A 26,952-nucleotide genomic window follows, 5' to 3' on the forward strand; every position below is an offset into this window, starting at 1 on the left:
CCCACTACAGGCTGAAGCTATATAATGTTCGCCCGTCCACTCACCGCTTCCCGTCGGTCAGTCCCGCCGCGTCAGCCGCGGATTCAGCTGGATGTGTGTGGTCGTACTCCGTGAGCGCGAGCAAGACGCCCTCGAATGCCTTCGGGTGGTAGAACAACTCGCGGAACCCTGCGAACTGCATCTCGTCTATCGGCTCGATTCCCCTGTCCGCGAGGGCCTCGCGTGCCTCGTCCGCGTCGGCTACTTCGAGCGAGAGCGCATAGAGACCGGGGCCGGATTCGTCGAGAAATTGTGCGACTGCGGAGCCGTCGTCCCCGGTGACGAACTCGATGCCGACCGGGCTGACCCGGTTCGCGAGCGGTTCGTCCGCTGGGTCAACCGTCGACCCGAACGTCAGGCCCAGCGTCTCCGCGAACGCACTCGCACTCTCGTCCAGATCCGCCGTCGCGATAAGGACACGGTCGATTCCGAGGACGCGAACCGCACTCATCGGTGACCACCTGTGGTGACCCGTGCGCATCGGTCGCGCGTGCCGTTCTGTGCCATACCGAACACATCGGTTCGAGTGGCTTAATCGATCGGAAACCGGCTTCGGGAGGCCGTGTGACGAACGTTGACGCACCGAACGTTTTAATACCCGTTATGCAATATACTACCTGTGAACGTGAGGGTTCCTCACAGCGGTGCGGTCGCATCCGTGCGGTAGAACGGAGCAATCACTCAGCACGAGATGATATACAAATGACAGTACTTTCGGTCAACAACGTATCCAAGACGTACAATGCGAACACGGCCAACAGCGTCGAAGCCATCCGCGACATCGACTTCGAACTCGACGAAGGGGAGTTCCTGTCGGTGATCGGCCCGACTGGCTGTGGGAAGAGTACGCTGATGAAGATGGTCGCTGGACTGGTCGAACCGACCGAGGGTGAAATTGGGTTCAACGGTGAGCCGATCACCGGGCCCCGAGAGGAAATCGGCGTCGTGTTTCAGGAGGAGTCGACGTTTCCCTGGCGAAACACCCTTCGGAACGTCGAGTTCGGGCTTCAGATGCGGGGCGTCGACAAGGAGGAGCGACGGGAGCGCGCTCAGGAGATCATCGAACTGGTCGGACTCGGCGGGTTCGAGTCGAACTACCCGGCCGAACTGTCGGGCGGGATGCGCCAGCGCGTCGCGATCGGTCGCACGCTGGCGCTCAACCCCGATCTGATGCTGATGGACGAGCCGTTCGGCGCACTCGACGAACAGACCCGCATCATTCTCGGCGAGGAACTGCTCCGGATCTGTCGTGAGACGAACCAGACGACGCTGTTCATCACACACTCACTCACCGAGGCGGCCTATCTCTCCGACCGCGTGCTGGTGATGTCCGCGCGACCGGGACAGATCAAAGAGATGGTTGACATCGAAATCGAGCGGCCGCGAGACCACAACGTCGTCACGACCGACGAGTTCAACGAGATCAACGACCATCTCTGGCACATTCTCCGCGACGAGGCCAAGCAGGGCTTCGAGCAGACTGCGAAAGTCGAGTGACGCGCTCCCGCGGTTGCGACGGCTGTTTTGCGTGATTCGTTCAAGAACTACTCGCTCGCAGAGAGTGCGGAGGAGTCACCACTGCAGACTGAAATCTCCACTCGCAGTCACAACTTCCGACCGGAATCAAAGCTCGCAGCCACCCCTGTACGGATACTCGAATACTGAAAAAACAGTTAGGCGGATTCAGACGTTCATGCTATCTGCAGTCATGTTCCAGCGCCGTTCGAGCGCCTTCTGTGCCCAGTAGAAGGCCGCGTTGACGACGAAGGCGACGAGCACGATGACCACGATGATAGCCATGATTCGTTCGGCGTCGTAGATCCCCATCGCCTGCTGGAGTTGCTGTCCGAGTCCCGCTCGGGAGACGAACAGTTCTGCGACGATCAGGCTCACGAACATCGAACTGAACGTCAATCGGAGCGCGACGACCAGCTGCACGATGGTCGTCGGGAACATGATGTACCGGAACATCTGGTAGATGTTGAGATTGAGCGACTTTCCAACCGCGAGGTACGTCTCGTCGACGTTCCGGATCGCACGCATCGTCAACAGTGCCATCGGGAAGAAGGCGGTCGCGGCGGCGTAGATGACCTTCGTGTTGAATCCCAGTCCGAGTACGAACAGGAAGACGGGATAGAAGGTCAGCTTCGGAACCGCGTACATCGAGACGAGCGGGGGCTCTGCCAGATCGTACGCGAACGTCCGCATCCCGACGAACACCCCGAACAGAAGCCCGCTCGACGCGGCAAGTAGGAATGCGAGTGTTCCGGCCCAGATAGTGTTCCGGGTGTTCGGAACGAGCCAGCCAGCTTCGTATGCCTGGAGGAGTCGGTCCCAGGTCTGCCCCGGAGTCGGGAACAGGCGGGGCCCGACCTGCATTGCCACGAGTTGCCAGATGATCAGAAGGACGACTGGAACGAGCAGCCGACCGAGGGTGTACTTGTTGAGGTACAACCGACTCGCCAGCGACCTGGTTCGGACGTTCTGTGTCATTGTCTCACGCTCCGGCTGTACAGACGGTTTTCGACGTACATGACAATCGAGTTGACGAAGATAGCGAGCAGGATGATGGCGATGATCGCGCCGTACATCTCGGCGGTCTCCCATCGGTCGTAGTGCAGAGAGACGAGATAGCCCAGCCCGGTGTTTGCGAGGATGAACTCACTGGCGATCACACCGATAAAGGCGTAGATAAATCCCAGCTTCAGACCGGTGAAGATGTACGGAACAGCAGCGGGAAGCTGTACCCGTGAGATGAACTGAAGGGTTGAGAGATCGAGCGACCGCCCGACGTTAAAGTAGATCTCTGGCACCTTGTCCAGCCCGTTTGCGGTACTGATCACGATGGCAGTGATGCTCATCGCGAACGCGATCAGGATGATCGGCAACTGACCGAGCCCGAAGTAGACGATGAGCAGCGGATAGAACACGAATATCGGCGTCGCGTACAACACGATCAAAAACGGATCGAGTATCCGCCAGAGCGTCTCGTTTTTCCAGAGCAGCCATCCGGTCGGAATGCCGACGACCGTCGCGGCGATAAACGCCACAGAGACCCGATACGCGGTATCGAAGAAGTCCGGACGGATATCGCCAGAGCTGACCTGGTCCATCAGCGTCGAGACCATCTCGGTCACCGGCACCAGTTCGGTCGGCGGGAGCATTCCTGACGTCGCGGCGTATTGAACCGCCGCAAGGAACGCGATCAGGATAGCTGCTCCGACCAGCCGAACTCGGGTTTTGTACTGAATTTGCATATGAAAGCAGTAGGATGATGGTGACTTGTCCGTGCGACCCTAGAGCGAGCGACCTTCGGGGATGAGTTCAGGTCGGTAGACCTCGCCCATCGGCGGCTCCTGGTCCTCGTCGATGAGGTCAAGCACGCGCATGAACTCGACGATGGTGTCCTGGTGGTCCTGGGTCAGTTCGAGCCCGTAGAACTCGTCGGGGTTGACGTCTTCGAGCGCCGCCTGGGTGATCGCCGGGTCTAGGTCGGCCGCGTCGGCCCACATTTCGGCGGTTTCCTCGACGTTCTCGCGGATGAACTGCACCGCGTCGATCCACGCGTTCAGTAGTCCGCGCCCGAGTTCGGGGTCGTCGTTCATCGCCGGGCCACCCATCAGGAACACGTCCTCGGGGTAGTGTGGGACGTATTCGTTAGATTTCCAGACACGCCGGGCCTCCTCGTTTTCGTACATCTGAACGTTCGTCGGCGGCGTGTTCAGACAACAGTCGACAACGCCCTCGTTCAGCGCGGCGAATGCCTCTCCGAGACCGCCTGCGTAGACAATCTCGACGTCGTCCAGCGAGATGCCGTCTGCTCGCATCACCGAGAGCTTTGCGAGCCCTTCCGTTCCGCTGGCGGGCGAGGTCACGGCGATCCGTCCGCCAGCGAGGTCCTGAATCTCCTCGATGTCGGAGTCGTACTGCGTGCTGAAGTCGATCTGTGGGACCGGGTTCGCGTTCGCCGCGATGTACACCGGCGACCCGTTCATGTAGGCGTTGACAGCGCCCGGTGGGCCCAGAACAGCGGCAGAGACTTCACCGGAGGCGACCACGCGGTGGCCTGCAGAGCCTGCTTGCGGTGCGATGATGTCGCTGACTTCGATCCCGTACTCTTCGTAGTAGCCGTTTCGGCGGGCGACTTCGAGCGGGAACCCGTGTGGGATGATCGGGTAGTGAACCGACCCGAGTGTTATGTCGGTGTACGTCGGTTCGCTGCCGCCGTCTCCGGATCCGTCACCGCTACCGTCACCGGATCCGTCTCCGCTTCCGTCACCGGACCCGTCGCCGGATCCGTCTCCGCTTCCATCGCTGCTCCCGTCGCTGCTTCCGTCGCCGGACCCGTCACCGCTGTCGTCTCCGTCGTCGTCGCCGCCGCCGAGACAACCAGCGAGTCCGGTCATTCCTACTGCAGCACCGGTACCGATACCTTTCAGGTAATTGCGTCTTCGAACCATGGGATGGTCTACCCTAACGGATCGCCCTGACGTGCATAATAGTTCCTTATTGTTCCATCCTGATCGTGTTTGGATACAATTAGATGATAGTGGGCGACACACTCTTCTGACAAGCATCACAGCGCATCGTGATAACAACTGTTTAGCAGCTGAAAGATGGTCGAGAGACAGCGGTGGGTCTGTACATGAGAACCCGCGACTCTCGCGGCCGGAGCGACTATTCCGGCGGGGCTTCGAACTGGACTTCGAGGGATTTCGGCGACGATTCGTTCATCACGGTCGTATCGTTCGGGCAGGCGGAGATAGCGACGATGAGGTCCGTTTCGGCTTCGAACTCGATGTAGTCGCCGCGCTCGAACTCCGGCGGTCGATACTGGATTTCGTCGTCCTCGACGACGACGTTCATCCCGATGTTGAACACTTCCGGCACTCGCGTGAGGCCAAGTCCCTGTTCGTTGAGCGCCGCCAGCAGATTGTCGGCGCAGTTCGGGTGGTCGCTGTCGCCGTCGCGCACCTCGTAGAGGTACGAACTGCACATCCCACCCGCCCACGGGAAGTGATGACCGATCGTATCTGCGGTCACACGCAGCATCGGTTCCATCCCCGGCGGGCGCGAGTACAGCGTCTCGATCTGATTCATATCGCCTGTCCCCTGGAGTTGGTTGAACAGCACGGACAGATCCGAACTGTAGGTCAGCGAGTGGTCGTCGGCACCGACGAAGACTGCATCACAGACCTGCGGTCCCTCGTGTGCGACGATCCGGAAGCGCTGGCCAGCGTCGACCCGATACGACCTGGCTGACTCTGCGGGAACGACGTCAGTCGTTGCAACGTCCATGTACAGGCGTCGTGCTACACTCGCTTAAGAATATGCCTCCGATTACCACGATTCGAGCGCGTCGGTCAGCGCGTCGGCAGTCAGTCTGCCGACGAGCGTCTCCTTGTACTCGGCGCTGCCCATGTAGTCGTCGTAGGGGGTGACCGTCTCACGGGCGCGCTCGGCGGCGCGCTCGACCAGCGCCTCGTCGAGTTCCTCACCGACGAGTTCGTCTGTCACCGCGTCGAGCGGCGTCGGTTTTTCGGGAATGGAGCCAAGCACCAGTCGGGCGTCGGTGATGGTCACCTCGTCCCGTTCGAGGATCACGGCAAGCGACGCCGTCGCGTAGTCCCCCTTCCGCGGAGCGTGTGCGCGGTACGTCGAGTACGCGTCCGGCGGTAACAGCGGGATCTCGACCCCAGTGAGCAACTCGTCGGATTCGAGTTCGGTATCGAACAGGCCATAGTAGAAGTCCGAGGCCGGGACCGTTCGCTCGCCCTCGGTACTCGATAGCTGGAGTGTCACGTCGAGCGCCGACGCCACCACGGGCGGGTCGCCCTGGGGGTCCGCGTGGGCGATACCGCCTGCGAAGGTTCCTTTGGACCGGATCTGGACGTCGCCGATTGTCCCAAGCGCTTCCGCGAGTACCGGCACGCGCTCGCGAACGAGGTCGTGGTTCTGGAGCGTCCGGTAGGTGACCATCGCGCCGACTGTCACCGAGTCCGAACCGGCGTCGATCCGGTCGAGCGCGTCGATAGCGGAGATGTCGACCACGTATTCGCCGCCGACGAGACGCTGTTTGAGCATCTGCGTGAGGCTCTGCCCGCCCGCGAGCACGACGGCGTTGCCCCCGTGTTCGGCGAGCATCTCGGTCGCTTCCTCGACCGTCTCGGGTCGGAGGTATTCGATCTGTTGCATTACTCCTCACCTCGACACAGCGAAAAGATGGTCTCACCGGTCAGCGGGAGCGTCGTCGCCGGTTCGTCGATGTACTCACCGAGCAGCGCGTCGTTGACGGCGTTGAGAATCGCCGCTGGACTCGGGATTGCGCCGCTCTCGCCGACGCCTTTGGTTCCCAGCGGCGCGCGCTCGGAGGTGGTGTCGGCCTCGGCGATTTTCGTCAGTATTGGCGTCTCGGCAGCGAGTGGGATCTGATAGTCTTCCATGCTCCCGTTTACGAGCTGGCCGTTCGGATTGTACTCCAGATCCTCGCCGATTGCCATCCCGATGCCCTGGACGGTGCCGCCCTGAATCTGTCCCTCGACGATCATCGGGTTGATCACCTCACCGACGTCGTCGGCGATTGCGTAATCGAGAATCTCTAGATCGCCGGTTTCGGCGTCGACCTCGACGACCGCCGCGTGGACGTTCGTCGGATAGTTGACGGCGATGTCGGAGCGACCGTGCTCGTCGAGCGGGCCGGGTGCGGGGTTGTCGAACGATTCTGTCACCTGCACCGCGCCAGCGGTCATCCCATCGGGGAGTTTCGTCCCATTGTAGTGGGCGTCGTAGGCCAGATCTGGGATCGAGAGTGATCGAGAGGGATCGTCGGGGTCGAACACTGCTCCGCCCTCGACGACGAGCGTCGACGGGTCGGCGTCGAGCTGGAAGCCAGCGATGCGCCGGAGTTTGTCTCTGACCGTGCGCGCGGCCTCGTAGGCCGCGCTGCCGGAGATTGCGATGCCCCGACTGCCCCACGAGCCGAGACCGAACGGCGTCGTCTCCGAATCGGCGAAGTCCAGATCGATCGACGTGTGGTCGATGCCGAGTTCGTCCGCGACGATCTGAGCGAGCGCGGTTTCGATCCCGGTGCCCATCGGACACTGGTCGTTTGCCACCGCGACCGACCCGTCCTCTTCCATCCGGATCGTCACCGAACTGTTGTCGGAGGTGTAGGCCGGTCGCTGAGCGCTGCTGACGTGCATCGCGCCAGCGACGCCCAGGCCCCGGACGACGCCGTCGTCGGTGTCTGTGTCGAGCAGTTCCCAGTCGATGTCCTCCTCGACGAGGTCGAAGCATTCGAGGATGCCACAGGAGTCGAGGTGAAAGCCGATCGGATGGTCCGTCGGGCATTCCTCGTTCGATGGGAGGTTTCGCCGCCGGAGTTCCCACGGGTCGAAGCCGAGTTCCGCGGCGGCCTTATCGAGCAGTGCCTCCCGTGCAGTCGCGGCCTGGGTCAGCCCGAAGCCCCGATACGCGCCCGATGGCACCGTGTTCGTGAACACACACTGCCCGCCGATGTCGATGTTCTCGATCCAGTACGGCGGCGCGATGAAGTTACACGACACCCACATCCCGGGCTTTGTCAGCCCTGCGTAGGCACCGGCCTCCGCTGTAATCTCGTCACGGATCGCACGAAAGGTGCCGTCTTCGTCCAGCGCGAGCGCCATCTCGTGGATCTGCGGCTGGCGGGCGCGTGTCGCCTGAAACTCTTCGGTGCGACCGAGCACGACCTTGACTGGCCGTTCGTTTCGGATCGCAAGCAGGGCCGCGACTACCTCGTTTTCGTGTAGCTCCAGTTTGTGCCCGAAGCCACCGCCCATGTTCTCGGGTTGCTGGACACGAACCTTGTTCATCGGCATTCCGAGCACGTTCGCGAGGTCGGTGCGAACCTGGTGTGCCTCCTGCGTGCAGGTGTACAGCGTGAGTTTCTCGTCTGCCGGGTCGTACTCGGCGACGGCCCCGTGGGTCTCCATCGGCACTGCGGAGGGGCGTGAGGTCTTCATCGTCATCTCGACGACGTGGTCTGCCGACGCGAATGCCTCGTCGACGTCACCGACGTCGATGTTGAAGTTCCCCCAGATGTTGCCGTCGACGTCCGGGTCGTCCTGCAGTTCGTCGTGGACGAACTCCTCGGGCGAGTCGGCGTCGAGGGCCGTCTCCGCGTCGAGGACGTTCGGCAGTGCGTCGTAGGTGACGTCGATGGCTTCGAGGGCGTCCCCGGCCCGGTAGTGACTCTCCGCGGCGACGGCGACGATGCCCTCGCCCGTGTGTCGCACCTTCTCGTCGGCCAGCGGCGGGTGGTCCGAGGTCATCCCCGACCGGCGTTTGCCGTACCGGTCGGCCATCTCGTTTGCCTCCTCGCCGGTCAGTACGTCTACGACGCCGTCCATCTCGCGGGCCTCGCTGACGTCGACATCTTCGAGGCGAGCGTGTGCGCGACTGCTCCGGAAGATGCGGGCGTGGAGCATGTCCGGCAGTTCGATGTCGTCGACGTACTCGCTGCGGCCGCTGAGGATGCGGCCGTCTTCGAGTCGCTCGACCGACCGGCCCTTGAGCTGTTCCCCCTCTCGTTCGGGGCGGAGTTCCTCTTCGGCCGCCATTAGTCACCCTCCGAGGTTCGGATCGCGGCGTCTTCGACGGCCTGGAAGATGCGGGTGTAGCCCGTACAGCGACAGATGTTCCCCTGCAGGGCCTCGCGAATCTCGCGCTCGTCGGGGTCTGGGTTCTCCGCGAGCAACGCCTTCGCCGACAGCAGAAAGCCCGACGTACAGAAGCCACACTGGAGTGCGTGGTTCCGCGAGAACGCATCCTTGATCGCTTCCCCGAGTTCGTCGTCCATCCCGTCAATAGTTTCGACGTCGCTGCCCTGCGCCTGCCCGGCGAGGACGCTACACGATTTCACCGGGTCGCCGTCGAGCAACACCGTACAGGCACCGCACTTGCCCGTGTCACAGCCGCGTTTGACGCTCGTATAGTCCAGCTCCCGTCGGAGCAGGTCGGAGAGAAGATATCGCGACGGGACGGTCGCTTCCTCGTCCTGTCCGTTCACTGTTAGTTGAAGATCGAGACCGCTCTGACCCTGCATAGCCCCACTACCGGCTGACGTAATCTTAAGTCTTCGGTGGGGTTTCGTCACCCGTCTGTCTCGATGGTGACCGTCGAACGGGCTGTCCAGTCGGTGCTGTCAGTCGGGGAACGAAATGCGAAGCGGTTTCGGCTCGAACTCGTTGACGACGGAGGTGTCGTTGGGGCACGCGGAGATGGCGACAAAGAGGTCTTCGAGGGCCTCGAATTCGATGGACGCGCCAGCGTCGAACGCCGGGGATCTGTAGACGAGTTCGTCGTCTTCGATGTCGACGTTCATCCCGATGTTGAACACGTCCGGCACGGTTCGGAGGTCGTAGCCGTGCGCTCGGAGTTCGGCAAGCAGCGTGTCCGCACAGTTTGGGTGGTCCGGGTCGTCGACAGCGAGGTTGTACAGGAGCGAACAGCACATCCCGCCAGCCCACGGGAAGTGTCGCCCCATCTGGTCGTCGGTGATCGTCAGCAGGGGGCGCATGTCCGGCGGCCGCGAGTACAGCGTCTCGATAGCCCACAGGTCGCCGGTTCCTTCGATCTGATTGACGATGACGCTCATATCCGACGCGTAGGATATCTGCGGGTCGTTTTCGAGGAAAAACACCGCATCGGCGACCTGCGGTCCCTCGTCGGCGTGGATGCGAAATCGCTCACCGGCTCGAACGGTAAATGACTCCGCAGACTCCGCCTCGATCTGGATATCTTCGCGTGTCATGGATCAGTCGATCCGGAATGTCCGCCCAGTCAGGACTCCTCGTCCGTGACGACCGCGTCCTCGTACAACTCCTCGATCGTCTCCTCGTCGTAGCCGAGCTCGTGCAGGATCTCTCTGGTGTGCTCGCCCAGAACGGGCGCGTGTCGCTCGAAGCCGCCGGAGCTGTTCTCGAAGTTCAGCGGGTGGTTGATGACCGGTTGCTCGCCAGCAGTCGTGTGGGGGAGCGAATCGATCACGCCGCGCTCGTCGATGTGTTCGGATTCGAGCACCTCCTCGATGGACCAGACCGGGCCGGTCGGGATGCCGTGGTCTTCGGTGAGGTGTTCGATCCACTCCTCGGTCGTCCGTTCTCGGAATATGCGTTCGAGTTCGGCGGCGAGTTCGTCGACGTGTTCGACTCTGTCCTCGTTGGTGCGGAACCGCTCGTCTTCCATCAGGTCTTCGCGGTCGAGGGCGTCACACAGTTGCTTCCACTGGCGCTGGTTCACGCCGAGCGCGAGGTATCCGTCGCTCGTCTCGAATATCTGGTAGGGCGCGATGACGGGGTCGCGGGTGCCGAGTCGCTTCGTCGGTTCCCCGGCGAAGGCCTTCGCGGCCTGTTTCGTCAGCCACGGCATCGCCGCATCGAGCATGCCGATCTCGATTCGGTCACCTTCGCCCGTCTCCTGCCGTCGATACAGCGCGCCTGCGACGCCGAACCCGGCCCACATCGCGGTGATCATATCCACGAGCGGAATCCCGACGCGGAGCGGTCGGCCGTCGGGTTCGCCGGTGACGGACATGATGCCGCTCATCCCCTGCATCAGCAGGTCGTAGCCGGGCCTGTCCTTGAGCGGCCCGGATTCGCCAAAGCCGGAGATCGAACAGTAGATGACCTCGGGGTTGTGCTCTGCGACCGACTCGTAGTCGATGCCGAGGCGTTCGGTCACGCCGGGCCGGAAGTTCTCGAGCACCACGTCGGCCTCGTCGGCCAGTTCGTGGAAGAGTTCGGTGCCCCGATCCGATTTCAGATCCAGTTCGAGCGAGCGCTTGCCGTAGTTCACCGTCCAGAAGTAGCCGGACTCCCCCTCGATGAAGGGGGCCGAGTCCCGGTTGGGGTCGCCGCTCCCTGGCTGTTCGACCTTGACCACCTCTGCGCCGAGATACGCGAGCATCGATCCGGGGAAGGATCCGGTCACGTAACTGGAGAGATCCACGACAGTAATGTCTTCGAAGGGGGCGTTCATGTCTGTCTGTGTGGTTTTCTGGTGTCGACAATAAAGATTCCGCTGCCGCTTCACAGGGCGATTCGGCAAGCCGCCGGAACTGCTATCTGCACCCGGAGTATTACCCGAGACAGATGTCGACTGATCTGACACTCGACCTCCGGGAGGACATGCCCACACTGCCGGACTTGCCGACCTTCGAGGCGGAGACGATCCGGACACACGAGGAACACGGCTATCTCGCGCGGTGGTTCGGGACGAAAGCCCATCAGGGCACACACGTCGACGCGCCCGCACACTACGTCGAGAATGGCCGAACGGTCGACCAGATACCGCTGTCCACGCTCTGGGGGCCTGCGTCGGTGCTCGACGTTCGCGACGCAAGCGGCGGCGCAGTCACCGAATCCGACCTCGACGCAGCGGCCCCAGCGTCGCTGTCCGAGCGGGTGATACTGGTCACGGGCGACGTCGACCGGTACTTCGAGTCCGCGGCACACCTGACCGAAGAGGCCGCGACGTGGCTGCTCGACCGAGACGTCTCGCTCGTTGCGGTCGACCATCTCACGGACGACCCAGACGACTCGACGCGGCCAGTTCACAACGCACTGCTCGGTGCAGACGTTCCCATCGTCGAGTATCTCGCCAACACAGACGAGATAGTCACCCACTCTACCGTGGCGTTTTGCTGTCTTCCGCTCCGACTCGCCGGATTCGAGGCCTCACCCGTCCGCGCAGTCGCGAGAACCGACGACGGGGCGAACTGACAGCCCGGAGAGAGTGCGACGGAGCGAACTGACTCGCGTGAACGCCGCGTTCCCAGGCTGTGGGAATCACTCACACGCTTTTGTATCGGACAGTCCCTACCGATACGTATGACCGAATCGAGCGCGTCGCAGTCCTGCGATAACTGGGACAACAACGGGTGTGAGGGGACGGTCGGCTGTCCGCCTCGCTGTCCGAGATTCTTCGACCGTGAGGGGGCGGCGATACACATCCGGTCACTGGAGAGCGAGGACATCCCGTCGCTGGTCACGATGTACGAGGACGTGGAGTGGGACCATCGGACGATGGGCATTCCGCCCAAGACGCGAGCGGCCATTCGAGACTGGGTCGAGTCGCTGTTCGAGGGGGGATGGAATCTGGTCGCGCTCATCGAGGACAAAATCGTCGGGCACATCGGCGTCGCTCCGGCCGAGAGCGACCGGCCGCAATTTGTCGTCTTCGTGCATCAGGACTATCAGGGCCGGGGGATCGGCTCGGAACTCGTCAAGCAACTCGTCGCACACGCCGCGGACGACGAGTACGAGGCACTGACGCTCTCTGCCTCACCACACAACGAGCGTGCGATCCACCTCTACCGGGAGATGGGCTTCGAGATGACCAGCGATGCGTACGAGGAGACGTTCGAGGGGACCCACGTCGAGATGGAACTCGCCTTTCCCCATCCGGTCGCCGACCACGTGCGACTGCCGCCTGCAGAGCGATAATCCGGTCGAAGTCTCCGTTCTCGGTCGCCCGCTCGCTACGAGTCGGCCATCGCCGTGAGCACGGGACAGTCGGCGTTCAGGATGACCGACTGGGTGACGCTGCCGAACAGCACCTTTCCGACGGGCGTCCGTTTCCGGCCTGCCGTGACGACGTAGCTTGCATCGTGTTCGCTGCAGTATTCGACGATTCGTTTGCTCGGCTCGCCGGTGAGACCCACAGCAGTAAAATCGTCGGCGGCAGACGCTGCGGCCTCCTCTGCGATCGATGTCGCAGTCGCCTGTATCTCTTCTCCCGTGTCGCCACTCCCGGATTTCGTCGTTCGATCTAGGTCAGCGAACGCACTCTTCGAGAGCACGTGTGCGACGTGCAAGTCTCGGTCCGTTGCTGCGGCGAGCGCCGCCGCTTCACGCACCACCTCTCCAGACCGATCGGATCGGTCCACGGCCGCAACGACAGGCCCGGACCGGGCCGTCTCCGCCGCTGTATCTGGAACGGTGAGTACCGGGCGCTCGCTGTTGAGCAGCACGGACTGGGTGGTACTGCCGAACACGGCCTTGCCGACAGGCGTTCGCTTCCGCCCGCCGATGACGAGGTATCGCGCGTCCTGGTCGTCTGCGACGGAGAGCATCTGTTCGACTGGGTCGCCCACCGCCCCCTCGAAGGAGACGTTCGAGTACTCCGCGAGCGTTGCCTCGACGACGCGGCGCGCGACGTTCGCCGCGTCGGGCTTTCCATCCTGGTCGACGGTGTACGGTTCGGCCGACCCCCGCCCCGTATCACGCATCTCGGGGTCGACGCCCGCGTACGCGCCCTCCGATCCCGACCCTGCACGGGCACTTTGTCGCTTCTCGAAGACACTCTGTGGCATAACGTGTACGACGACCAGGTCGTCGTCGAACTGTTCTGCCAGTTCGTACCCGACGGTGACTGCCCGACTCGAACCCTCCTTTTCGTTTACAGCGGTGACAATTGTCATGGACGTGAATCACTCACGAAAGACAAAGCCACATCACCTAATAAAACCAAGCGCTTAGTCCTGTTAACGACGACCGTTGTACGTATCAATCCGTTAATTATATCCGCACCGCCCAACCCAAGAGAGCACTCGGCTTGAACGCGGTGACTGTCCTACGGATACGGCATCTCTGCTTCAATTGACACTAACTTTATATACAGGTACTTTGTACACATGCCACATGCCAACAAGGCGTGACTACCTCAAGAGCTTCGGTGCTATGGCAGCGGTGACCAGCGTCGCTGGATGTACTGCGTTTGGTGGCGGTGGATCTAGCTGGGATAGCGCAATCGGGATTGCACTCCCGCTGAGTGGCCCCCTCGGGCCTGCAGGCCAAGCGATGGAGTCGGGAGCCAACGTCGCCGCCGATCAGGTCACCGAGGAGATGGACGTCGAGATACGAACCGAAGATAGTGCCGGGACGGTCGAGGACACTCGCTCTGCCGGGCAGAGCCTCATCGACGAGGACACGCCAATCGTCGTGGGTGTTCCGGGGAGCGATACTGCCCTCGCGATGCGTGAAGTCGCTGAAGACGAAGAGGTTCCGTTTGCCACGATCGCGGCAAACCCCAACGTGACCCAGGACGGTACCGATTTCACGTTCCGAACACAGGGGTCGTCGATTCAGGAAGTCAAAGGGCAATCGATGTGGTTTCAGAGTGAGGACGTGAACGCAGTTTCCATCATCGGTGCAGACAACTCCTTCGGGGAAACAGTCACGGAGGCTACCGAGGATCTAGCCAGCAACTACGACTACGAGGTCGATCACACCGCACTCCTCCCGACGGACACGACGAACTTCGTTCCCGAGATCGAACAGATAGACACCGACGTCACTGACGCCGTGTTTACGCCGTTCCCCGGCGGAAACGCTCCGACTTTGGTTACGCAACTCAAGGAGTCCGGCGTCTTCGAGGATGTGATCCACGTCGGAAACTCGTCGTATGGGTCAAATCTCTTCCAGAGCGGTATGGGCGAAAACGTCGTCGGAGTTGGCGCGTGGAGCATCGACACCTCGGGCGACCAGGCGCAAGCGGTGGCGGAGGAGATGGGTTCGCCGCCCGACTCGCTGAACATCCCGGGATACGACCTCGTTCGTCTCGCTGGTCGAGCGCTCGAGGAGACCGATTCGACAGACCCCGAAGCGATCAGAGATACGCTCCGCGACATCTCCTACGATGGAGCCTACGGCGGGTCGATCGAATTCGGCGAAAACGGGTACAACCTGGCCTACCGTCCGGTGTACGGCAGGTGGGCTGAGGAAAACGGCGAAATCGTACAGAATCCCGCATTCGTCGCTGAAGAGCCAGTCCAGCCATAGCCGTATAGGACAGTCGAGTTCTGAGTATCTCAGATAAGTTCATGATCTCTCTCAACCAACTGCTATTCGCACTCATCAACGGAGCTGTGTTCGGTGGATTGTTGATGCTCACCGCACTCGGGTTGACGCTCGTATTCGGGGTGATGGACGTCCCGAACTTCGCACAGGGGGAGTACGCGTCACTCGCAGGCTACGCGACGGTCGGTCTCCTGGGTTTCGGTGTCGGACTCCTCCCGGCGGCACTCATCAGCCTCGCACTCGCGTTCGTCGCCGGTGTCGTGACCGAACGCCTCGTCATCGCCCGGTTCTACGACGTGGACGATTTTCTCATCGTCGCGTTCTTCGCAACCTTCGGACTGACGCTGTCGTTCGAGGCGTTTCTCAACATCACCGTGGGGTCGTACGGAACGATCCCGTCGCCCGACTTCGGATCGGTGATGCTTTTCGGATCCCAGCTCAGTGTGTTCCGGCTGGTGACACTCGTGTTCGTCGTCATCACGCTGATTCTGCTGTTCCTGTTCACGAAGTACACCTACACGGGGCTTGCGATCCGAGCGCTTGCGGACGACGCCGATAGTGCCGAACTCCTCGGTATCGATCCGAGTCGCATCTATCCACTCACCTTTGGAATCGGAGCGGTACTGACCGGAATTACCGGTATCCTCTATGGGATGTTGTTCTCACTCACCCCGACGCTGGGCGCGCAGTTGACAGCGTTCGCGTTCGTCATCGTCGTTGTCGGAGGTATCGGGAGCTTCGGCGGCGCACTGGCGATCAGCCTCTTCATCGGAGTCGTCCAGAATCTGACCGCGATCGTCATCGGCGCCAAGTTCCGGATGTTCGTCGTCTTCCTCATCCTCCTGGGGATACTGATCGTCAACCGCGAGGGTATGCGAGGTGAGTTAGCATGACGCCGAACTTCTTCACGTCCGTGACAGAGCGTCTGGATAGCACCCTGCAGACGACTGCGAGTGTGATCAGCAAGTATCGGTTCCCGATCGCCGCCCTTATGGCGATCAGCATGCTGGTCTTGCCGTTCGTGGTCGTCCCGTCGATCACGATCGTCGTGACGCTCGTGTTCACGTACGCCATCCTGGCGTTCTCGGCGATCGTGCCAGTCGGCTACACGGGACAACTGGTTCTCTGCCAGGGCGCGTTCTTTGGTATTGGCGCGTACACGTACGTGCTTCTATCGGACGGCGGTCTGGTGACGTGGCTGGTCATCCCTGTCGGAACAGTCATCGGAGCGGTCGTCGCGTTCGCCTTCGGTCTGTCGGTCATCCGGACGAGCGGCGTCTACCTCGCCATCGCGACGCTCGCGTTCAACGAGCTGTTCGTGATGGCGTTGAATCTCTTTTCCGACGTGTTCGGCGGCTCCCAGGGAATGGCGACGCCAGAACTGTGGTTCCCGACGGCACTGCTGAACGTCGTCGAAACCGAAGTGCTGTACTACTACATCATCGGACTGGCGTTCGTCGTCGTCTATCTCGCCATGCGAGTCCCCCTCTACTCTCAGGTTGGCGACCGCTTCCGGGCGATTCGGGAGAACAAGGAGACCGCGGAGTCAGTCGGGATCAACACCCGGAACTATCGCGTGTTGGCGTTCACTCTCGCCGGAGCAGTTGCCGCCTTCGCTGGAACGCTGTACGCGCCGATGAACGGGTACATCTCGCCGCCGGTGTTCAACCTCGACACCAGCATCAACGTCCTCCTGATCGCTGCAGTCGGGGGCCTCGCGAAGCCAGCGGGCGCTCTCGTCGGAGCACTGTTCGTCATCCTCCTTCCGGAGTATCTCCGGATCGCGACCGAATTCAGGCTGCTCATCTACGGCATCTTGATCATCCTCCTGTTCGTCTACCTCCCCGGCGGCGTTGTTGGCGTCGTACAGAACAGACTCGACCGAGAAGAAGAGCCCTGAACACACATGGAGATAGCACCCCCAGACGAGGCCGAGATACGGGCCCTCGCTCGTCGAAATGGATTCGAGCTTACCGACGAGGAACTCGACGATTACACGGCCCTCGCCGCCGAATTTCTCGAATCCTATGAACGACTCGACGACCTCCCCGTTCCCGAGGTGTCGCAACCGAACAGAGAGCTGTCTGGTGGCCAACTCCCGGAAACTGATCCATTGAATGCGTGGGTCACGAGATGTGACGTCGGCGGCGGTACCGGCCCCCTCGCCGGATACGACATCGCGCTGAAGGACAACATCTCGGTCGCTGGCGTTTCCCTGACCTGTGGCTCCGAGATATTCGACGACTACGTTCCGACGAAGGATGCGACCGTGACCACGCGTCTCGTCGACGCGGGCGCTCGCATCGTCGGGAAGGCGAACATGGACGACCTTGCGCAAGCGGCCTCGGGGGAACTCTCGGCGACCGGCCCCGTACGCAATCCCAGAGACCCGAATCACCTCGCTGGTGGGTCATCCTCAGGGGCCGCGGCGCTCGTCGCCGCTGGCGAGGTCGACGCAGCTATCGGCACCGACCAGGGGGGATCGATCCGCATTCCGGCCGCCTGGTGTGGCTGTGTTGGCCTCAAACCCACTTACGGGCTGGTTCCGTACACGGGAATCGTCAGCGGCGGCCACACGGTCGACCACGCAGGACCACTCGCGCGCTCGGTGCGAGACTGCGCGCGCGTCCTCGACGCGGTGACCGGGCCCGACCCACTCGACCATCGCCAGTCACCGTACGGACGCAATCCCCCACCGTTCGAGAGCGCGCTCGAAGCGGAGGGGGACGTCGCCGTCGGCCGTCTCGATCAGGGATTCGGTCGAGATGACGCGGATCCGGAAGTCGATCAGACCGTCCGTGGCGCGGTCGAGGAGATAGGTGACGCCGGGGCACGAGTCGAATCAGTCGACGTACCTGCACACCACGACGGAATCCCGGTCTGGTCAGCGATCCTTACCGAGGAGGTCGCTCAGATTGTACGGACAGGGGGGGTGGGACGCTTCGTCGGTGGACACTACGACACGGACCTCCTCGAGGCGTTCGCCAGCGGACGGCGTGCCAGATCCGACAAGTTCCCGCCCGTGTTGAAGCTGACGCTGATGATCTCGTCGTTTCTCAACGAGGACCAGTACGGTCAGCACTACGCACGAGCGAAGAACCTCTCACGGTGGCTCACGTCTGCCTACGACGACGCCTTTGACCGGGCGGATGTCGACGTGCTCGCGCTACCGACGGCAATTACGACGGCCCACGAGTGCGATCCGAACGCCTCGCGGCGTGAGTGCGTCCATCGGGCCTTCACAGTGACAAACACCGCTCCGTTCAACGTAACCGGCCATCCCGCAATCTCCGTTCCGTGTGGTGAGGTCGACGGACTCCCGGTCGGTGCGATGCTCGTCGCACGCAGGAACGACGACCGGACGCTGCTCCGCGCCGCCCAGTTCCTGGAGCAAACGGTAACAACGAGCGACGACGGACGGGCGGCCTGATCAGCCGAGATCAACTGCGTGGTCACACCCAGTTAGTCGGTCGGCGCAATCGTACGTCGACGACAGATGGGGTTTCGCACACCCGTTACTGACAGCCCGGAACCGCTAAGTTCCTTGCCAAAGTCGTTCCGGTATGTCAGAGTTACCGGTCGAGACGGTCGTGGAAGCGGGCGACAGCGCCTGGGTCGAGGTCGACGTCGCGACAGACCTCGACGGGACGCCGATCACGATCGACGCGTACGTCGTCAACGGGACGACGGACGGCCCCACAGTCCTCTGTCAGGGCGCGGTACACGGAAACGAACCGGTCGGCGGATTGGCCGTCCGGGAGTTCGTCACCGAACTCGACCCCGGGGCAATCACCGGAACTGTCGTCGGAATTCCAGTCGCAAACCCACCAGCATTCCGAGAGCGAGCGCGCGGCGCCCCGGTCCACATCGGGTCGGCGGACGTAAACGACGCCTTTCCGGGCTCGGCCGACGGGTCACTCCCACAGCAGATCGCAGCGACGCTGTTCGAGATAGCGGCGGCGGCTGATTTCGTGGTCGACCTCCACAGCGCAGACGAACAGCTCGTCATGCACACGAGTTTTGCGTACGTTCCGGCAGTCGGGAACGGCGTCCAGCGGCGTGCCCGCGAGGCGGCCGTCGCAGGCGGTGTCGAACACGTTGTCGAACTGGATCCCGACGAGATGGACGGGTTTCTCACGGCAGAACTGGCGCGCCGCGAGACGCCAGCAATCGTGGTCGAATCCGGGAGCGGCGCTCGGGTCTACGAGTGGGCGCTCGAGAACTATCTGGACGCTCTCGCAGGGATCACTGCAGAACTTGACGTTCGTTCTGAGCCAGACACCGCGGATACCGAACCCACATTCCACGAGGATCTCTCCTTTCAGTTCGCGTCGGCTGGCGGCTTTGTGGACGTGACTGTCCGCGGCGGAGACAGGGTGTTGGCGGGTGAACAGATGGCGACGATCACCGACGTCACCGGTGAGACAGTCGACTCGCTCGCCGCGCCAGTCGACGGCGTCGTGATGGCTGTTCGCACGCTCCCGACTGCGAGACCGGGGGATCTGGTCGTCGAACTCGCGCCCGAACGCGGCGCAGGCGGCTACTCGAACCGTCCGTAACGCGGGAGAATCGCGTTCCCGATCACCCCATGCCGAGGTAGACGTCCATGATCTCGGTCTGGTCAGAGAGTTCGTCCGGGGTGCCCTCGAACTGAATTTCGCCTTGGGCAAGGATATACACGTAGTCGGCGATGCGCATCGCGGCACTGACGTTCTGCTCGACGAGTATGACTTGCCCCTCGGCGTCAGCGAACTGCTCGACCATCTCGAAGACGTCGTCGACGAGTGACGGCGCGAGGCCAGCACTCGGCTCGTCGAGCAAGAAGGTGTCAGCGCCAGTCATCATCGCCTGTCCGAAGCTGAGCATCATCTGCTGTCCGCCCGAGAGAGATTTCGCCGGGTCCGAGAGCTTTCCATCTAGGTCGGGAAACGTCTCCAACACCTCTTCGACCCGGTCGTCGACGACGGACTGGTCTTCGATTGCGTAAGCGCCGAGTTTGAGGTTCTCCTTGACAGTCATCGACGAGAAGACGCCGCCATCTTGGGAGACAGTGACGATCCCGTTACGGACGCCGTCGCGTGGATTACAACCAGTAATGTCCGCGCCGTCGTGGTCAACATGGCCCTCCCAGGGCGAAACGAGACCATTGATCGTCTTCAGGAGCGTTGACTTGCCACTTCCATTTGGCCCGAAAACGCACGTGACGCCATCGCAACTCGTTATCGAGACATCGTGGAGCACCTCGTGTTGTCCGTAGCCAGCGACAATATTGGAGGCCGAGAGTCTCGGAGTCTCCTCCGACGACCAGTCAGATCCTCCCGAATCGATCGGTGACGTATCATCGTCCGGCGTGCCGAGATAGGCCTCGCGAACGCGATCGTCCTGTCGGATGTCTTGAAACTCGCCCTGAGCCACCACAGACCCCTGGTCGAAGACCGTTATCGTATCCGATACGCGTCGAATGACGTCCATGTCGTGTTCGATGAGGATGAACGTCGTCCCCTCCTCATTCATGTCCTGGAGAAAGTCGAGAATGCGGTCGACGAGCGCCGGGTTGACACCGGCCATCGGCTCGTCGAGTAACACGAGCGCCGGATCGAGCATGAGAACGCGCGCGAGTTCGAGTAACTTCCGCTGGCCGCCGCTGATCTCGCGGGCTTCGTTGTCCGCAACGTGATCGATGTCGAGACGGTTCAGGAGTTCGGTCGCACGTGCTTCGTCGTCGACGCGGTCGGGCGTCTCGACGACTCGCAGATTCTCTCGGACTGTAAGTTCCTCGAAGGGTGACGCAATCTGAAATGTCCGAGCCATCCCGCGGCGAGCGATGCGATGTGGGGACCACCCTGTGATATCGGTGCTGTCGAACCGAACAGTGCCGCTATCAGGTTCGTACACTCCCGAAATAGTGTTAAAGAACGTCGACTTGCCGCTTCCGTTTGGACCGATAATACCATGGATCGTTTCTTCCTCCACTGTGACCGAGAGATCATATAGGGCAACGAGTCCACCGAAGGTCTTCCGGAGGTCGGACACCTCGAGCAACGCACTATCTCCCATGGGTGTGAATGCTTATCAAAGTAATAAAAACGTTCTGGAACGGGAAAATACCCCGTGCTCTCGTGACAGTAACACGAAACGGCCTCGGGGAGGACACCGCAGCTAGCTCAGGAGCACGTGACCGGACTCACTCGCCGGTGAATTCGGGCTTTCGCCCCTCCGAAATCGCCGCAAGCCCCTCCGCGGCGTCGTCGCTTTCGTAGGCTTCGTCCCGGAGTCGCCCCACGAACTCCTGTTCGGTGTCGCTGAGTTTGTCGTGGTCGAGTATCGTCTCGATGATCTGCTTGCTCGCGCTGAGTGACAGCGGTGCGTTTCCGGCAATCGTCGAAGTGAGTTTCTCCGTCCGGTCGTCCAAGTCATCTGGGTCGACGACATCGACCAGAAATCCCGCCTGGTCGGCCCACTCGGCATCGAACAGATTCGCGGTAAAGAGCAGTTCTTTCGTCCGGACGGACCCGAGCGTGTGGACGAGTTGGCGGATCACCCGGTCGGTGTAGACGATGCCGATCCGGGCCGTCGGCGCACCGAAGCGAGCGTCCGTCGTGGCGACACGTAGGTCACAACTCACACACAGGTCGAGGCCGCCGCCGACCGCATCGCCAGCGACCTTCGCGACCGTCGGATAGGGAAAGTCGGCGAGTTTGGTCATCGTCTCCTCGTAGGTGTCCTCGTAGGTTCTGATGGTCGTGTCGTCGTCGAGTTCCGAGAGGTCGAATCCCGAACAGAAGGTGTCTCCCTCGCCGGTGACGACGAGACACCGAACCTCGTCGCGGAGTTCGTCGAGCGCGTCGGCGATGTCGGGCAGGAAGGCTGGCTTGATCGCGTTTTTCCTGTCCGGGTTGCTGACAGTGATCGTTCCGACGTTGCCCGAGACGTTCACGTCGATGCCGGTCATCGTCGACACCCCGAAACCAGACTGTGCTCGTTCACATCTCCGTTGAGACTCATGTGCGACGATTCATCGTCTGTCTTCTTAAGCGTGACCCGATTGAGGCGATTTGTGCGCACTCGCCGGTGCCATTATGGTCGTCTCCTCCTGAGTGAGACACGACAGCCCATGTTACACCTCACCGAAGACGACGTTCGGTCGGTTCTGACGGTCGGCGAGTGCATCGATGCGTTGGCTATCGCCTACGACGACCTCGGAAACGGCGACGCCGCGTCGCTTCCACACATGGACATCCACGCCACGACTGATCCCGATGACTCCATCGAGACGGTCGACGACTCGCCGGTCGGCTATCGGCTGAAGACCCAGACGGGCGTCGTGGGGTCGATGAACGCCGGGATGATCCGGTTCAACTCCCTGCTGATGCAGTGGCCCACCGTCGACGGTGAGAGCCGGTCGGTCAAACTCCCGGCGACGTCGGATGGCTCTTTCGTCGGGCTCTGTCTGCTCTTCGACAGCACGACTGGAAAGCTGCAAGCGATACTTCCTGACGGATATCTGGGGCAGAACCGCGTCGCCGCGACGAACGTTCTCGTCGCACAGCGAGTCGCTGACCCGGATCCGACGACCGTCGGCATTCTGGGGGCCGGAGCGCAGGCGAACGCGCACGTACTCGCAATCGACGAACTCGAACAGCCAGCGGAGATTCGAGTGTACAGTCCGAGTAGCGCTCCCGCGTTCGTCGACCGGATGGCAGACCGGATCGACACGTCAATCGTGGCCGTCGACAGCGCAGAGGCGGCCTGCGCAGACGCAGACTGGGTGTACAGCACGACCAACCAACTCGAACCGGTGGTCGACTGGTCGATGATCGATTCGGACACGCACGTCAGTTGCGTGCTTCCGGCCGAAATCGACCCCTCCGTGCTCGCGAATGCGAGTCGCATCGTCTTCCACTCGCTCGACCAGCTCGGCCCGAACCACTGGACTGTCGGCGAGGAGATGGACTCGGTTCCGGAGCTGACGATGGACTGGCATCCCAACGCGGAACAGATCGACCTCGACAGTCTCCCGGTCGAAGACGTCGCCGACGCCATGGGTGGCGAGGCCGAACCCACAGACGGCGTGACGGTCTTTCTCAACAACGTCGGTCTCGGGATCCAGTTTGCCGCTATCGGGAAGCGCGTCTACGAACTCGCACGCGACGCGGAACTCGGCGAGACAGTCGCTGACGAGCAGTTCATGCAGCAATCCCGGTGATGGGCTTTCGAGTAGCGTTTAGAGGTCCTCGACGAGCGCCCGAATCGACGGCTGTTTGCTGAGCGCCCTGAGCGACTGGTACGCGTCCGACTCGACAGCGGTTGACCGGTCGGCGTCGTCGAGTCGCTGCCGACAGTTCTCAAACTTCTCGCGAAGCGCCGCCTCGCTCATCGGACTGTCCGGCGACCCCGGCGGGGACACGTCCTCGCGTCGGACCGTCTCCCCCGCCGTCGTGGTGAGTTCGACCGTCGTCCGGAGTGAACTCGTCTCGCGGCTCTCGTCGACGTCCATCCGGACGCGCTCGGCAACTGTCCGGACGGCGGGGTCGCGGTACGCGTCCGGTTCGAAGGCCCCGAAACCGACAGCGCCATCGAGGACTGCCCGGCCGAGCAGATACGGGAGCGAAAACCGCGCCTCGTCGGCCGTCGTGGGGAACGCCTCGTCGAGCGCGGCAGCGCCCATCTCGGAGACCAACACCCTGACCTCCCCGACGGATTCCGGAGCGAGGTCACGCTCGGCGACAATCGACGAGACTGCCGCAATCGCCGCGTGAGCGCAGTGACAGCACGGATACTGCTTGCGGAACAGGCCGACACGCGGGAACGCGCGTCCGTCGAGATCCAACTCCAACGGTGGCGCATCTTCCAGTGACCGACCATCCCCGTAGAGGTCGAAGAAGCCGTGGTCGTCCGTGAGTGCGTCAGTCGTCGCCGTCGCACCCTCGCGGGCCGCGAGCGCGGCGGTCACCCCACTTCGCGCGGCGAGGCCAGCGTGCATCGGTTTCCCGTCAGACCCGTAGTTCGCGCGGAGGCCCGAGGCCATCGACGCGGCGAGGCCGAGCGCGTTCGCGGTTTCCTCTCTGTCGAGTCCGAGGAGGGCCGCCGACGCCGCGGCCGCGCCGAACCCGCCGAGCGTGCCCGTCGGATGCCAGCCACGGTCGTAGTGTCCGGGTGAACCCGCTTCTCCGAGCGCGTGGACTGTCTCGTAGCCTGCGAGATACGCGACGATTGCGTCCCGACCGCTGGCGTCGACACGCGAACCGACCGAGAGAATCGCGGGCACGACGACACAACTGACGTGGGCGGGGATCGATGGGACGGAGTCGTCGAAATCCAGCGCGTGCGCCGCAGTTCCAATGACGAACGCGCCGTCTGTCGGCGTCGTTCGGATGTCCGTTCCGGGGACGCGAACGAGATTCTGCCCGTGCTCAGGAACGCGGCCCTGTTCGTACTCGGTATCGTGGATCCGGACGACACGTGCGCCAGCGCCGTCAGCGAGACCACCGTATGTCACGCCGACGGTATCGACGAACGCTCGCTCGATGTCGGTGACCGTCTCTGGGGCGAGTTCCTCGTCGGCCAGCGAATCGACGCGCCGGGCGAGCGCGGCCATCGCTGAAGTGGACTCCGTCGTCATTCTCTCTCAGTAGCGGGCGACAGCGCTTAATGGTACCGCGCCAGCGAGCACCGACCCGACACAAGCGAGTATTGGTCCGACACCAGCAAGCACCGGTTCGACGTCAGCGAGCGTCACAATCCAAGTGCGTTCAGCCTCGCTCTCGCCGACAGGTATACACCTGCGCCGGGGGTATCGACGCCCAGCATCCGAGACGGCCACGGTCTGTCTCGGAAATCAGAGTACACATGACCGATATCGAGACAGTCCGCTGCTGGCAGGAGCTAGATTCGAGAGGCGCATTCACGCTGGCCGTCGAGGTGACGGCCGGTCCCCACGCAGGGCAGTACTCCGTTCCCGGCAGCGCGCTCGGAGGCCGGGCAGAGCGAGCGGAGTGGGAGGAGACGGTCGAAGACGCGACGGCGCTGGTCGCCGATGAGATAACACCAGCACTCGCGGGACTGGACGTGACCGCACAGCGAAGCGTCGACGAAATCGTCGACGGAACGGTCGGCGATTCGACGGCAGCCACGATAGCCGCTCACGGCGTCTCGTGTGCAGTCGCCCAGACTGGCACACACGTCACCGACACACCACTGTTCGAGTACCTCGCCGAGAACGGCGCACAGATCCCCGAACCAGTCGTCAACGTCATCGGCGGCGGGGCCGACGGCGCGCGAGCGTTCGGGATCCAGCATCTCGCTGTCCGTCCGGTCGGTCGCGCGAGCGTCGAATCGGCGATTCGTGACGGGAGAGCGGTTCGGGACGCCGTTCGCGAGCGGATACTCGATGACGGACAGGAACCGCTCGTCGATAGCGAGGGGTCGTTCGTTCCGGCCGTCTCCTCGCCCGGTGCGGCGTTCGAGATGCTAGTGGCGAGCATCGAAGACGCCGGATTTCGCCCCGCAGTCGACGACGTCGCGATCGTGGTCGACTTCGCGGGCGGGCGACTCTACCACCCCGACCGGGGCGGGTATCCCGTGGGCGACAGCGTACTCGACGGCGACGAACTGGCCGCGGAGGTCGTGGAACTGGCTCGGCAGTATCCGGTCGTGACGATAGAGGATCCGCTCCGGGCGATGACAGCCCAGTGGCGGCGGGTGGCAGACGAGGTTCCGTCTCACGTCGATATTCTCGGCGACGAGATACGCGGCGAGACACGGGCCGAGACACTATCGGCGATCGAATCGGGCGCGCTCTCGGCGGTACTGGTGAAACCAGACCGATACGGGACGGTCACGAACTCGCTCGACATCGCCCGGGAGATAGCGAACGCAGGTGCCACACCAGTCATTTCGGCGCGGGCGGGCGACTCCGGGTCGACCGTGCCGGCCGACATCTCGATTGCGGTTCCCGGATCCAACGTGAAGATCGGATCGCTCGACCGGTTCGAGCGGACGGCGAAGTTCAACCGCCTGCTGCTCGCCGAACGCGAGACGGACCTGCCGTATGCCGGGGAGTGATCGACCCCGTTGCCCACCCTTGATTCACTCCGTCAGTCCAGATAGTCCCACACGTCGTCGAACCGGTCGACAGTCTCATCTGCTCCCTCGTCGATTGGGCTGACGACGACATCGTCGACGCCGAGTGATTCGTAGCGTTCGAGACGGTCGGCGACAGTCGCCGGATCACCGTGGAGAATGCGTCCGGCCGGGTCGTCCCAGCCACGGTAGCCGTCCTCGATGAGCGCATCCACGTCCGCCGCGGCATCGTCAGCGCTCTCTCGGATCAACGCGTCACGGCGGAGAATGACGTCGCCGCCGCCCGCGTCGGTGAACCACTCCAGCTTTCGTTCGAGGTCGGCGTCAGTCTCTCTAACAGAGACGATCCAGGCGTCGCCGCGCCGACCGGCCCGCTCGACCGCTGGCTTTGCGATGCCGCCGATACAGACCCGCGGATCCGGCCGTGGATTGATCGACACGTCGTCGAGACTGACGTGCGTTCCGTCGAAGGAGACGGGGTCGTCGGTTGCCGCGAACGACTCGATGACAGAGAGGTGCTCGTTGAACAACTCGGCGCGGTCTTCGAGTGGCACGTTGAGCGCCTCGAAGGCGGGTTCGTGTCCGCCGACAGCGCACCACATGTCCAGTTGGTCGACGAAGCAATCGAGCGTTCCGAGTCGCTCTGCAAGATACACCGGGTCGTACAGCGGGAGCAGACACATGACGGCAACGTGGTCGAACGTTGCCGACAGCCGTGAGGCGGTCGGGAGATGCTGGAAGAAGCGGCGGTCTTCGCTGATGTGATGATCGGGACACTCAACGTAGTCGAAGCCACGTTCTCCTGCGGTTTCTGCCCCAGAGACGACGGCGTCACCCGCGGTTGTCGCGTCGCTCGTGAGCGGCTGAAAGGCGTCGATGGCGTACCCTACCTTCATAGCCGTGCATCACCGACCGGCATCTTAAGCGTTGTGCAGCGGGAGATCAGTGACGAAACGGCGACGACCGGCCGTCACCTGACGACCCAGACCCC

25 protein-coding genes are annotated in these 26,952 nt (G+C 62.5%); 10 read left to right on the plus strand and 15 right to left on the minus strand.

The genetic code is table 11. The features are described from left to right. Nucleotides 1-40: 40 nt before the first annotated feature. A complete protein-coding gene (locus tag ACMGFL_RS01720) occupies nucleotides 41-490 on the minus strand; it encodes a VOC family protein (RefSeq protein WP_436933806.1) in 450 nt (149 codons plus the stop codon). A gap of 251 nt (nucleotides 491-741) precedes the next feature. On the opposite strand from ACMGFL_RS01720, the gene ACMGFL_RS01725 reads away from it, so the two are divergent. Then, on the plus strand, nucleotides 742-1,536 hold the full coding sequence (locus ACMGFL_RS01725; RefSeq protein WP_436933807.1) for an ABC transporter ATP-binding protein: 795 nt from the start codon (nucleotides 742-744) through the stop codon (nucleotides 1,534-1,536). 186 nt (nucleotides 1,537-1,722) lie between these two features. Here ACMGFL_RS01725 and ACMGFL_RS01730 read toward each other — a convergent pair whose 3' ends face one another. The 9 genes from ACMGFL_RS01730 to ACMGFL_RS01770 form a co-directional block, all read right to left on the minus strand. Next, nucleotides 1,723-2,532 (minus strand): ABC transporter permease, encoded by an 810-nt coding sequence (locus ACMGFL_RS01730; protein ID WP_436933808.1) that lies wholly within the window; start codon nucleotides 2,530-2,532, stop codon nucleotides 1,723-1,725. After that, complete coding sequence (locus tag ACMGFL_RS01735) at nucleotides 2,529-3,296, minus strand: ABC transporter permease (protein ID WP_436933809.1); 768 nt, start codon at nucleotides 3,294-3,296, stop codon at nucleotides 2,529-2,531. The genes ACMGFL_RS01730 and ACMGFL_RS01735 overlap by 4 nt, the downstream gene beginning before the upstream one ends. 39 nt (nucleotides 3,297-3,335) lie before the next feature. Next, nucleotides 3,336-4,445, minus strand: coding sequence for an ABC transporter substrate-binding protein (locus tag ACMGFL_RS01740; RefSeq protein WP_436933810.1), 1,110 nt, complete (start codon nucleotides 4,443-4,445; stop codon nucleotides 3,336-3,338). A 271-nt stretch (nucleotides 4,446-4,716) separates the two neighbouring features. Continuing rightward, entirely contained in the window at nucleotides 4,717-5,337 is a 621-nt protein-coding gene (locus ACMGFL_RS01745) for a DUF1989 domain-containing protein (RefSeq protein WP_436933811.1), read from the minus strand. A gap of 42 nt (nucleotides 5,338-5,379) precedes the next feature. Continuing rightward, on the minus strand, nucleotides 5,380-6,234 hold the full coding sequence (locus tag ACMGFL_RS01750) for an FAD binding domain-containing protein (protein WP_436933812.1): 855 nt from the start codon (nucleotides 6,232-6,234) through the stop codon (nucleotides 5,380-5,382). Next, complete coding sequence (locus tag ACMGFL_RS01755) at nucleotides 6,234-8,639, minus strand: xanthine dehydrogenase family protein molybdopterin-binding subunit (protein WP_436933813.1); 2,406 nt, start codon at nucleotides 8,637-8,639, stop codon at nucleotides 6,234-6,236. The genes ACMGFL_RS01750 and ACMGFL_RS01755 overlap by 1 nt, the downstream gene beginning before the upstream one ends. After that, on the minus strand, nucleotides 8,639-9,124 hold the full coding sequence (locus ACMGFL_RS01760) for a (2Fe-2S)-binding protein (protein WP_436933814.1): 486 nt from the start codon (nucleotides 9,122-9,124) through the stop codon (nucleotides 8,639-8,641). The genes ACMGFL_RS01755 and ACMGFL_RS01760 overlap by 1 nt, the downstream gene beginning before the upstream one ends. 99 nt (nucleotides 9,125-9,223) lie before the next feature. Beyond that, nucleotides 9,224-9,832 carry a DUF1989 domain-containing protein gene (locus tag ACMGFL_RS01765; protein ID WP_436933815.1) on the minus strand — a complete coding sequence of 203 codons (609 nt, stop codon included), beginning with the start codon at nucleotides 9,830-9,832 and terminating at the stop codon, nucleotides 9,224-9,226. A gap of 29 nt (nucleotides 9,833-9,861) precedes the next feature. Next, nucleotides 9,862-11,058: a CaiB/BaiF CoA transferase family protein gene (locus ACMGFL_RS01770; protein WP_436933816.1), complete on the minus strand. Its 1,197-nt coding sequence runs from the start codon at nucleotides 11,056-11,058 to the stop codon at nucleotides 9,862-9,864. A 113-nt stretch (nucleotides 11,059-11,171) separates the two neighbouring features. Between ACMGFL_RS01770 and ACMGFL_RS01775 the strand changes: the two genes are divergently transcribed. Beyond that, nucleotides 11,172-11,801, plus strand: a complete 630-nt coding sequence (locus ACMGFL_RS01775) for a cyclase family protein (protein WP_436933817.1) — start codon at nucleotides 11,172-11,174, stop codon at nucleotides 11,799-11,801. 108 nt (nucleotides 11,802-11,909) lie between these two features. Beyond that, on the plus strand, nucleotides 11,910-12,524 hold the full coding sequence (locus tag ACMGFL_RS01780; protein ID WP_436933818.1) for a GNAT family N-acetyltransferase: 615 nt from the start codon (nucleotides 11,910-11,912) through the stop codon (nucleotides 12,522-12,524). A 35-nt stretch (nucleotides 12,525-12,559) separates the two neighbouring features. On the opposite strand, the gene ACMGFL_RS01785 is transcribed toward ACMGFL_RS01780, so the two are convergent. After that, nucleotides 12,560-13,501, minus strand: a complete 942-nt coding sequence (locus ACMGFL_RS01785; protein WP_436933819.1) for a universal stress protein — start codon at nucleotides 13,499-13,501, stop codon at nucleotides 12,560-12,562. A gap of 220 nt (nucleotides 13,502-13,721) precedes the next feature. On the opposite strand from ACMGFL_RS01785, the gene ACMGFL_RS01790 reads away from it, so the two are divergent. The 5 genes from ACMGFL_RS01790 (at nucleotide 13,722) to ACMGFL_RS01810 (ending at nucleotide 19,438) form a co-directional block, all read left to right on the plus strand. Beyond that, nucleotides 13,722-14,861, plus strand: coding sequence for an ABC transporter substrate-binding protein (locus ACMGFL_RS01790; RefSeq protein ID WP_436933820.1), 1,140 nt, complete (start codon nucleotides 13,722-13,724; stop codon nucleotides 14,859-14,861). A 41-nt stretch (nucleotides 14,862-14,902) separates the two neighbouring features. Further along, a complete protein-coding gene (locus ACMGFL_RS01795) occupies nucleotides 14,903-15,772 on the plus strand; it encodes a branched-chain amino acid ABC transporter permease (RefSeq protein ID WP_436933821.1) in 870 nt (289 codons plus the stop codon). Next, nucleotides 15,769-16,779, plus strand: a complete 1,011-nt coding sequence (locus tag ACMGFL_RS01800; RefSeq protein ID WP_436933822.1) for a branched-chain amino acid ABC transporter permease — start codon at nucleotides 15,769-15,771, stop codon at nucleotides 16,777-16,779. The genes ACMGFL_RS01795 and ACMGFL_RS01800 overlap by 4 nt, the downstream gene beginning before the upstream one ends. Before the next feature lie 6 nt (nucleotides 16,780-16,785). After that, nucleotides 16,786-18,309 carry an amidase family protein gene (locus ACMGFL_RS01805; protein ID WP_436933823.1) on the plus strand — a complete coding sequence of 508 codons (1,524 nt, stop codon included), beginning with the start codon at nucleotides 16,786-16,788 and terminating at the stop codon, nucleotides 18,307-18,309. A gap of 133 nt (nucleotides 18,310-18,442) precedes the next feature. Next, nucleotides 18,443-19,438: a succinylglutamate desuccinylase/aspartoacylase family protein gene (locus ACMGFL_RS01810; protein ID WP_436933824.1), complete on the plus strand. Its 996-nt coding sequence runs from the start codon at nucleotides 18,443-18,445 to the stop codon at nucleotides 19,436-19,438. A 22-nt stretch (nucleotides 19,439-19,460) separates the two neighbouring features. Here ACMGFL_RS01810 and ACMGFL_RS01815 read toward each other — a convergent pair whose 3' ends face one another. Then, nucleotides 19,461-20,936, minus strand: a complete 1,476-nt coding sequence (locus ACMGFL_RS01815; protein ID WP_436933825.1) for an ATP-binding cassette domain-containing protein — start codon at nucleotides 20,934-20,936, stop codon at nucleotides 19,461-19,463. Between the two features lie 127 nt (nucleotides 20,937-21,063). Next, the gene (locus ACMGFL_RS01820; protein WP_436933826.1) at nucleotides 21,064-21,831 is read right to left on the minus strand and encodes an enoyl-CoA hydratase/isomerase family protein; all 768 of its coding nucleotides are present in this window, start codon (nucleotides 21,829-21,831) and stop codon (nucleotides 21,064-21,066) included. Nucleotides 21,832-21,993: 162 nt separating this feature from the next. Here ACMGFL_RS01820 and ACMGFL_RS01825 point away from each other — a divergent pair, with 162 nt between their 5' ends. Further along, a complete protein-coding gene (locus ACMGFL_RS01825) occupies nucleotides 21,994-23,085 on the plus strand; it encodes a hypothetical protein (RefSeq protein WP_436933827.1) in 1,092 nt (363 codons plus the stop codon). An 18-nt stretch (nucleotides 23,086-23,103) separates the two neighbouring features. On the opposite strand, the gene ACMGFL_RS01830 is transcribed toward ACMGFL_RS01825, so the two are convergent. After that, the gene (locus tag ACMGFL_RS01830; RefSeq protein ID WP_436933828.1) at nucleotides 23,104-24,501 is read right to left on the minus strand and encodes an MmgE/PrpD family protein; all 1,398 of its coding nucleotides are present in this window, start codon (nucleotides 24,499-24,501) and stop codon (nucleotides 23,104-23,106) included. Nucleotides 24,502-24,728: 227 nt separating this feature from the next. On the opposite strand from ACMGFL_RS01830, the gene ACMGFL_RS01835 reads away from it, so the two are divergent. Beyond that, complete coding sequence (locus tag ACMGFL_RS01835; RefSeq protein WP_436933829.1) at nucleotides 24,729-25,943, plus strand: enolase C-terminal domain-like protein; 1,215 nt, start codon at nucleotides 24,729-24,731, stop codon at nucleotides 25,941-25,943. A gap of 32 nt (nucleotides 25,944-25,975) precedes the next feature. Here ACMGFL_RS01835 and ACMGFL_RS01840 read toward each other — a convergent pair whose 3' ends face one another. Beyond that, nucleotides 25,976-26,857, minus strand: a complete 882-nt coding sequence (locus tag ACMGFL_RS01840) for an LLM class flavin-dependent oxidoreductase (RefSeq protein ID WP_436933830.1) — start codon at nucleotides 26,855-26,857, stop codon at nucleotides 25,976-25,978. Nucleotides 26,858-26,952 lie beyond the last annotated feature (95 nt).

It is taken from the genome of Halovenus marina (assembly GCF_051414115.1).
Taxonomy (GTDB): domain Archaea; phylum Halobacteriota; class Halobacteria; order Halobacteriales; family Haloarculaceae; genus Halovenus; species Halovenus marina.

Bases quoted from the DNA above. Each gene is read 5' to 3' on its own strand.
- ACMGFL_RS01800 (WP_436933822.1), top strand. From the start codon at position 15,769: ATGACGCCGAACTTCTTCACGTCCGTGACAGAGCGTCTGGATAGCACC.
- ACMGFL_RS01760 (WP_436933814.1), bottom strand. From the start codon at position 9,124: ATGCAGGGTCAGAGCGGTCTCGATCTTCAACTAACAGTGAACGGACAG.
- ACMGFL_RS01825 (WP_436933827.1), top strand. From the start codon at position 21,994: ATGTTACACCTCACCGAAGACGACGTTCGGTCGGTTCTGACGGTCGGC.
- ACMGFL_RS01725 (WP_436933807.1), top strand. From the start codon at position 742: ATGACAGTACTTTCGGTCAACAACGTATCCAAGACGTACAATGCGAAC.
- ACMGFL_RS01830 (WP_436933828.1), bottom strand. From the start codon at position 24,501: ATGACGACGGAGTCCACTTCAGCGATGGCCGCGCTCGCCCGGCGCGTC.
- ACMGFL_RS01835 (WP_436933829.1), top strand. From the start codon at position 24,729: ATGACCGATATCGAGACAGTCCGCTGCTGGCAGGAGCTAGATTCGAGA.
- ACMGFL_RS01790 (WP_436933820.1), top strand. From the start codon at position 13,722: ATGCCAACAAGGCGTGACTACCTCAAGAGCTTCGGTGCTATGGCAGCG.
- ACMGFL_RS01765 (WP_436933815.1), bottom strand. From the start codon at position 9,832: ATGACACGCGAAGATATCCAGATCGAGGCGGAGTCTGCGGAGTCATTT.
- ACMGFL_RS01720 (WP_436933806.1), bottom strand. From the start codon at position 490: ATGAGTGCGGTTCGCGTCCTCGGAATCGACCGTGTCCTTATCGCGACG.
- ACMGFL_RS01745 (WP_436933811.1), bottom strand. From the start codon at position 5,337: ATGGACGTTGCAACGACTGACGTCGTTCCCGCAGAGTCAGCCAGGTCG.
- ACMGFL_RS01815 (WP_436933825.1), bottom strand. From the start codon at position 20,936: ATGGGAGATAGTGCGTTGCTCGAGGTGTCCGACCTCCGGAAGACCTTC.
- ACMGFL_RS01840 (WP_436933830.1), bottom strand. From the start codon at position 26,857: ATGAAGGTAGGGTACGCCATCGACGCCTTTCAGCCGCTCACGAGCGAC.
- ACMGFL_RS01780 (WP_436933818.1), top strand. From the start codon at position 11,910: ATGACCGAATCGAGCGCGTCGCAGTCCTGCGATAACTGGGACAACAAC.
- ACMGFL_RS01770 (WP_436933816.1), bottom strand. From the start codon at position 11,058: ATGAACGCCCCCTTCGAAGACATTACTGTCGTGGATCTCTCCAGTTAC.
- ACMGFL_RS01795 (WP_436933821.1), top strand. From the start codon at position 14,903: ATGATCTCTCTCAACCAACTGCTATTCGCACTCATCAACGGAGCTGTG.
- ACMGFL_RS01820 (WP_436933826.1), bottom strand. From the start codon at position 21,831: ATGACCGGCATCGACGTGAACGTCTCGGGCAACGTCGGAACGATCACT.
- ACMGFL_RS01810 (WP_436933824.1), top strand. From the start codon at position 18,443: ATGTCAGAGTTACCGGTCGAGACGGTCGTGGAAGCGGGCGACAGCGCC.
- ACMGFL_RS01755 (WP_436933813.1), bottom strand. From the start codon at position 8,639: ATGGCGGCCGAAGAGGAACTCCGCCCCGAACGAGAGGGGGAACAGCTC.
- ACMGFL_RS01730 (WP_436933808.1), bottom strand. From the start codon at position 2,532: ATGACACAGAACGTCCGAACCAGGTCGCTGGCGAGTCGGTTGTACCTC.
- ACMGFL_RS01750 (WP_436933812.1), bottom strand. From the start codon at position 6,234: ATGCAACAGATCGAATACCTCCGACCCGAGACGGTCGAGGAAGCGACC.
- ACMGFL_RS01805 (WP_436933823.1), top strand. From the start codon at position 16,786: ATGGAGATAGCACCCCCAGACGAGGCCGAGATACGGGCCCTCGCTCGT.
- ACMGFL_RS01740 (WP_436933810.1), bottom strand. From the start codon at position 4,445: ATGACCGGACTCGCTGGTTGTCTCGGCGGCGGCGACGACGACGGAGAC.
- ACMGFL_RS01785 (WP_436933819.1), bottom strand. From the start codon at position 13,501: ATGACAATTGTCACCGCTGTAAACGAAAAGGAGGGTTCGAGTCGGGCA.
- ACMGFL_RS01775 (WP_436933817.1), top strand. From the start codon at position 11,172: ATGTCGACTGATCTGACACTCGACCTCCGGGAGGACATGCCCACACTG.
- ACMGFL_RS01735 (WP_436933809.1), bottom strand. From the start codon at position 3,296: ATGCAAATTCAGTACAAAACCCGAGTTCGGCTGGTCGGAGCAGCTATC.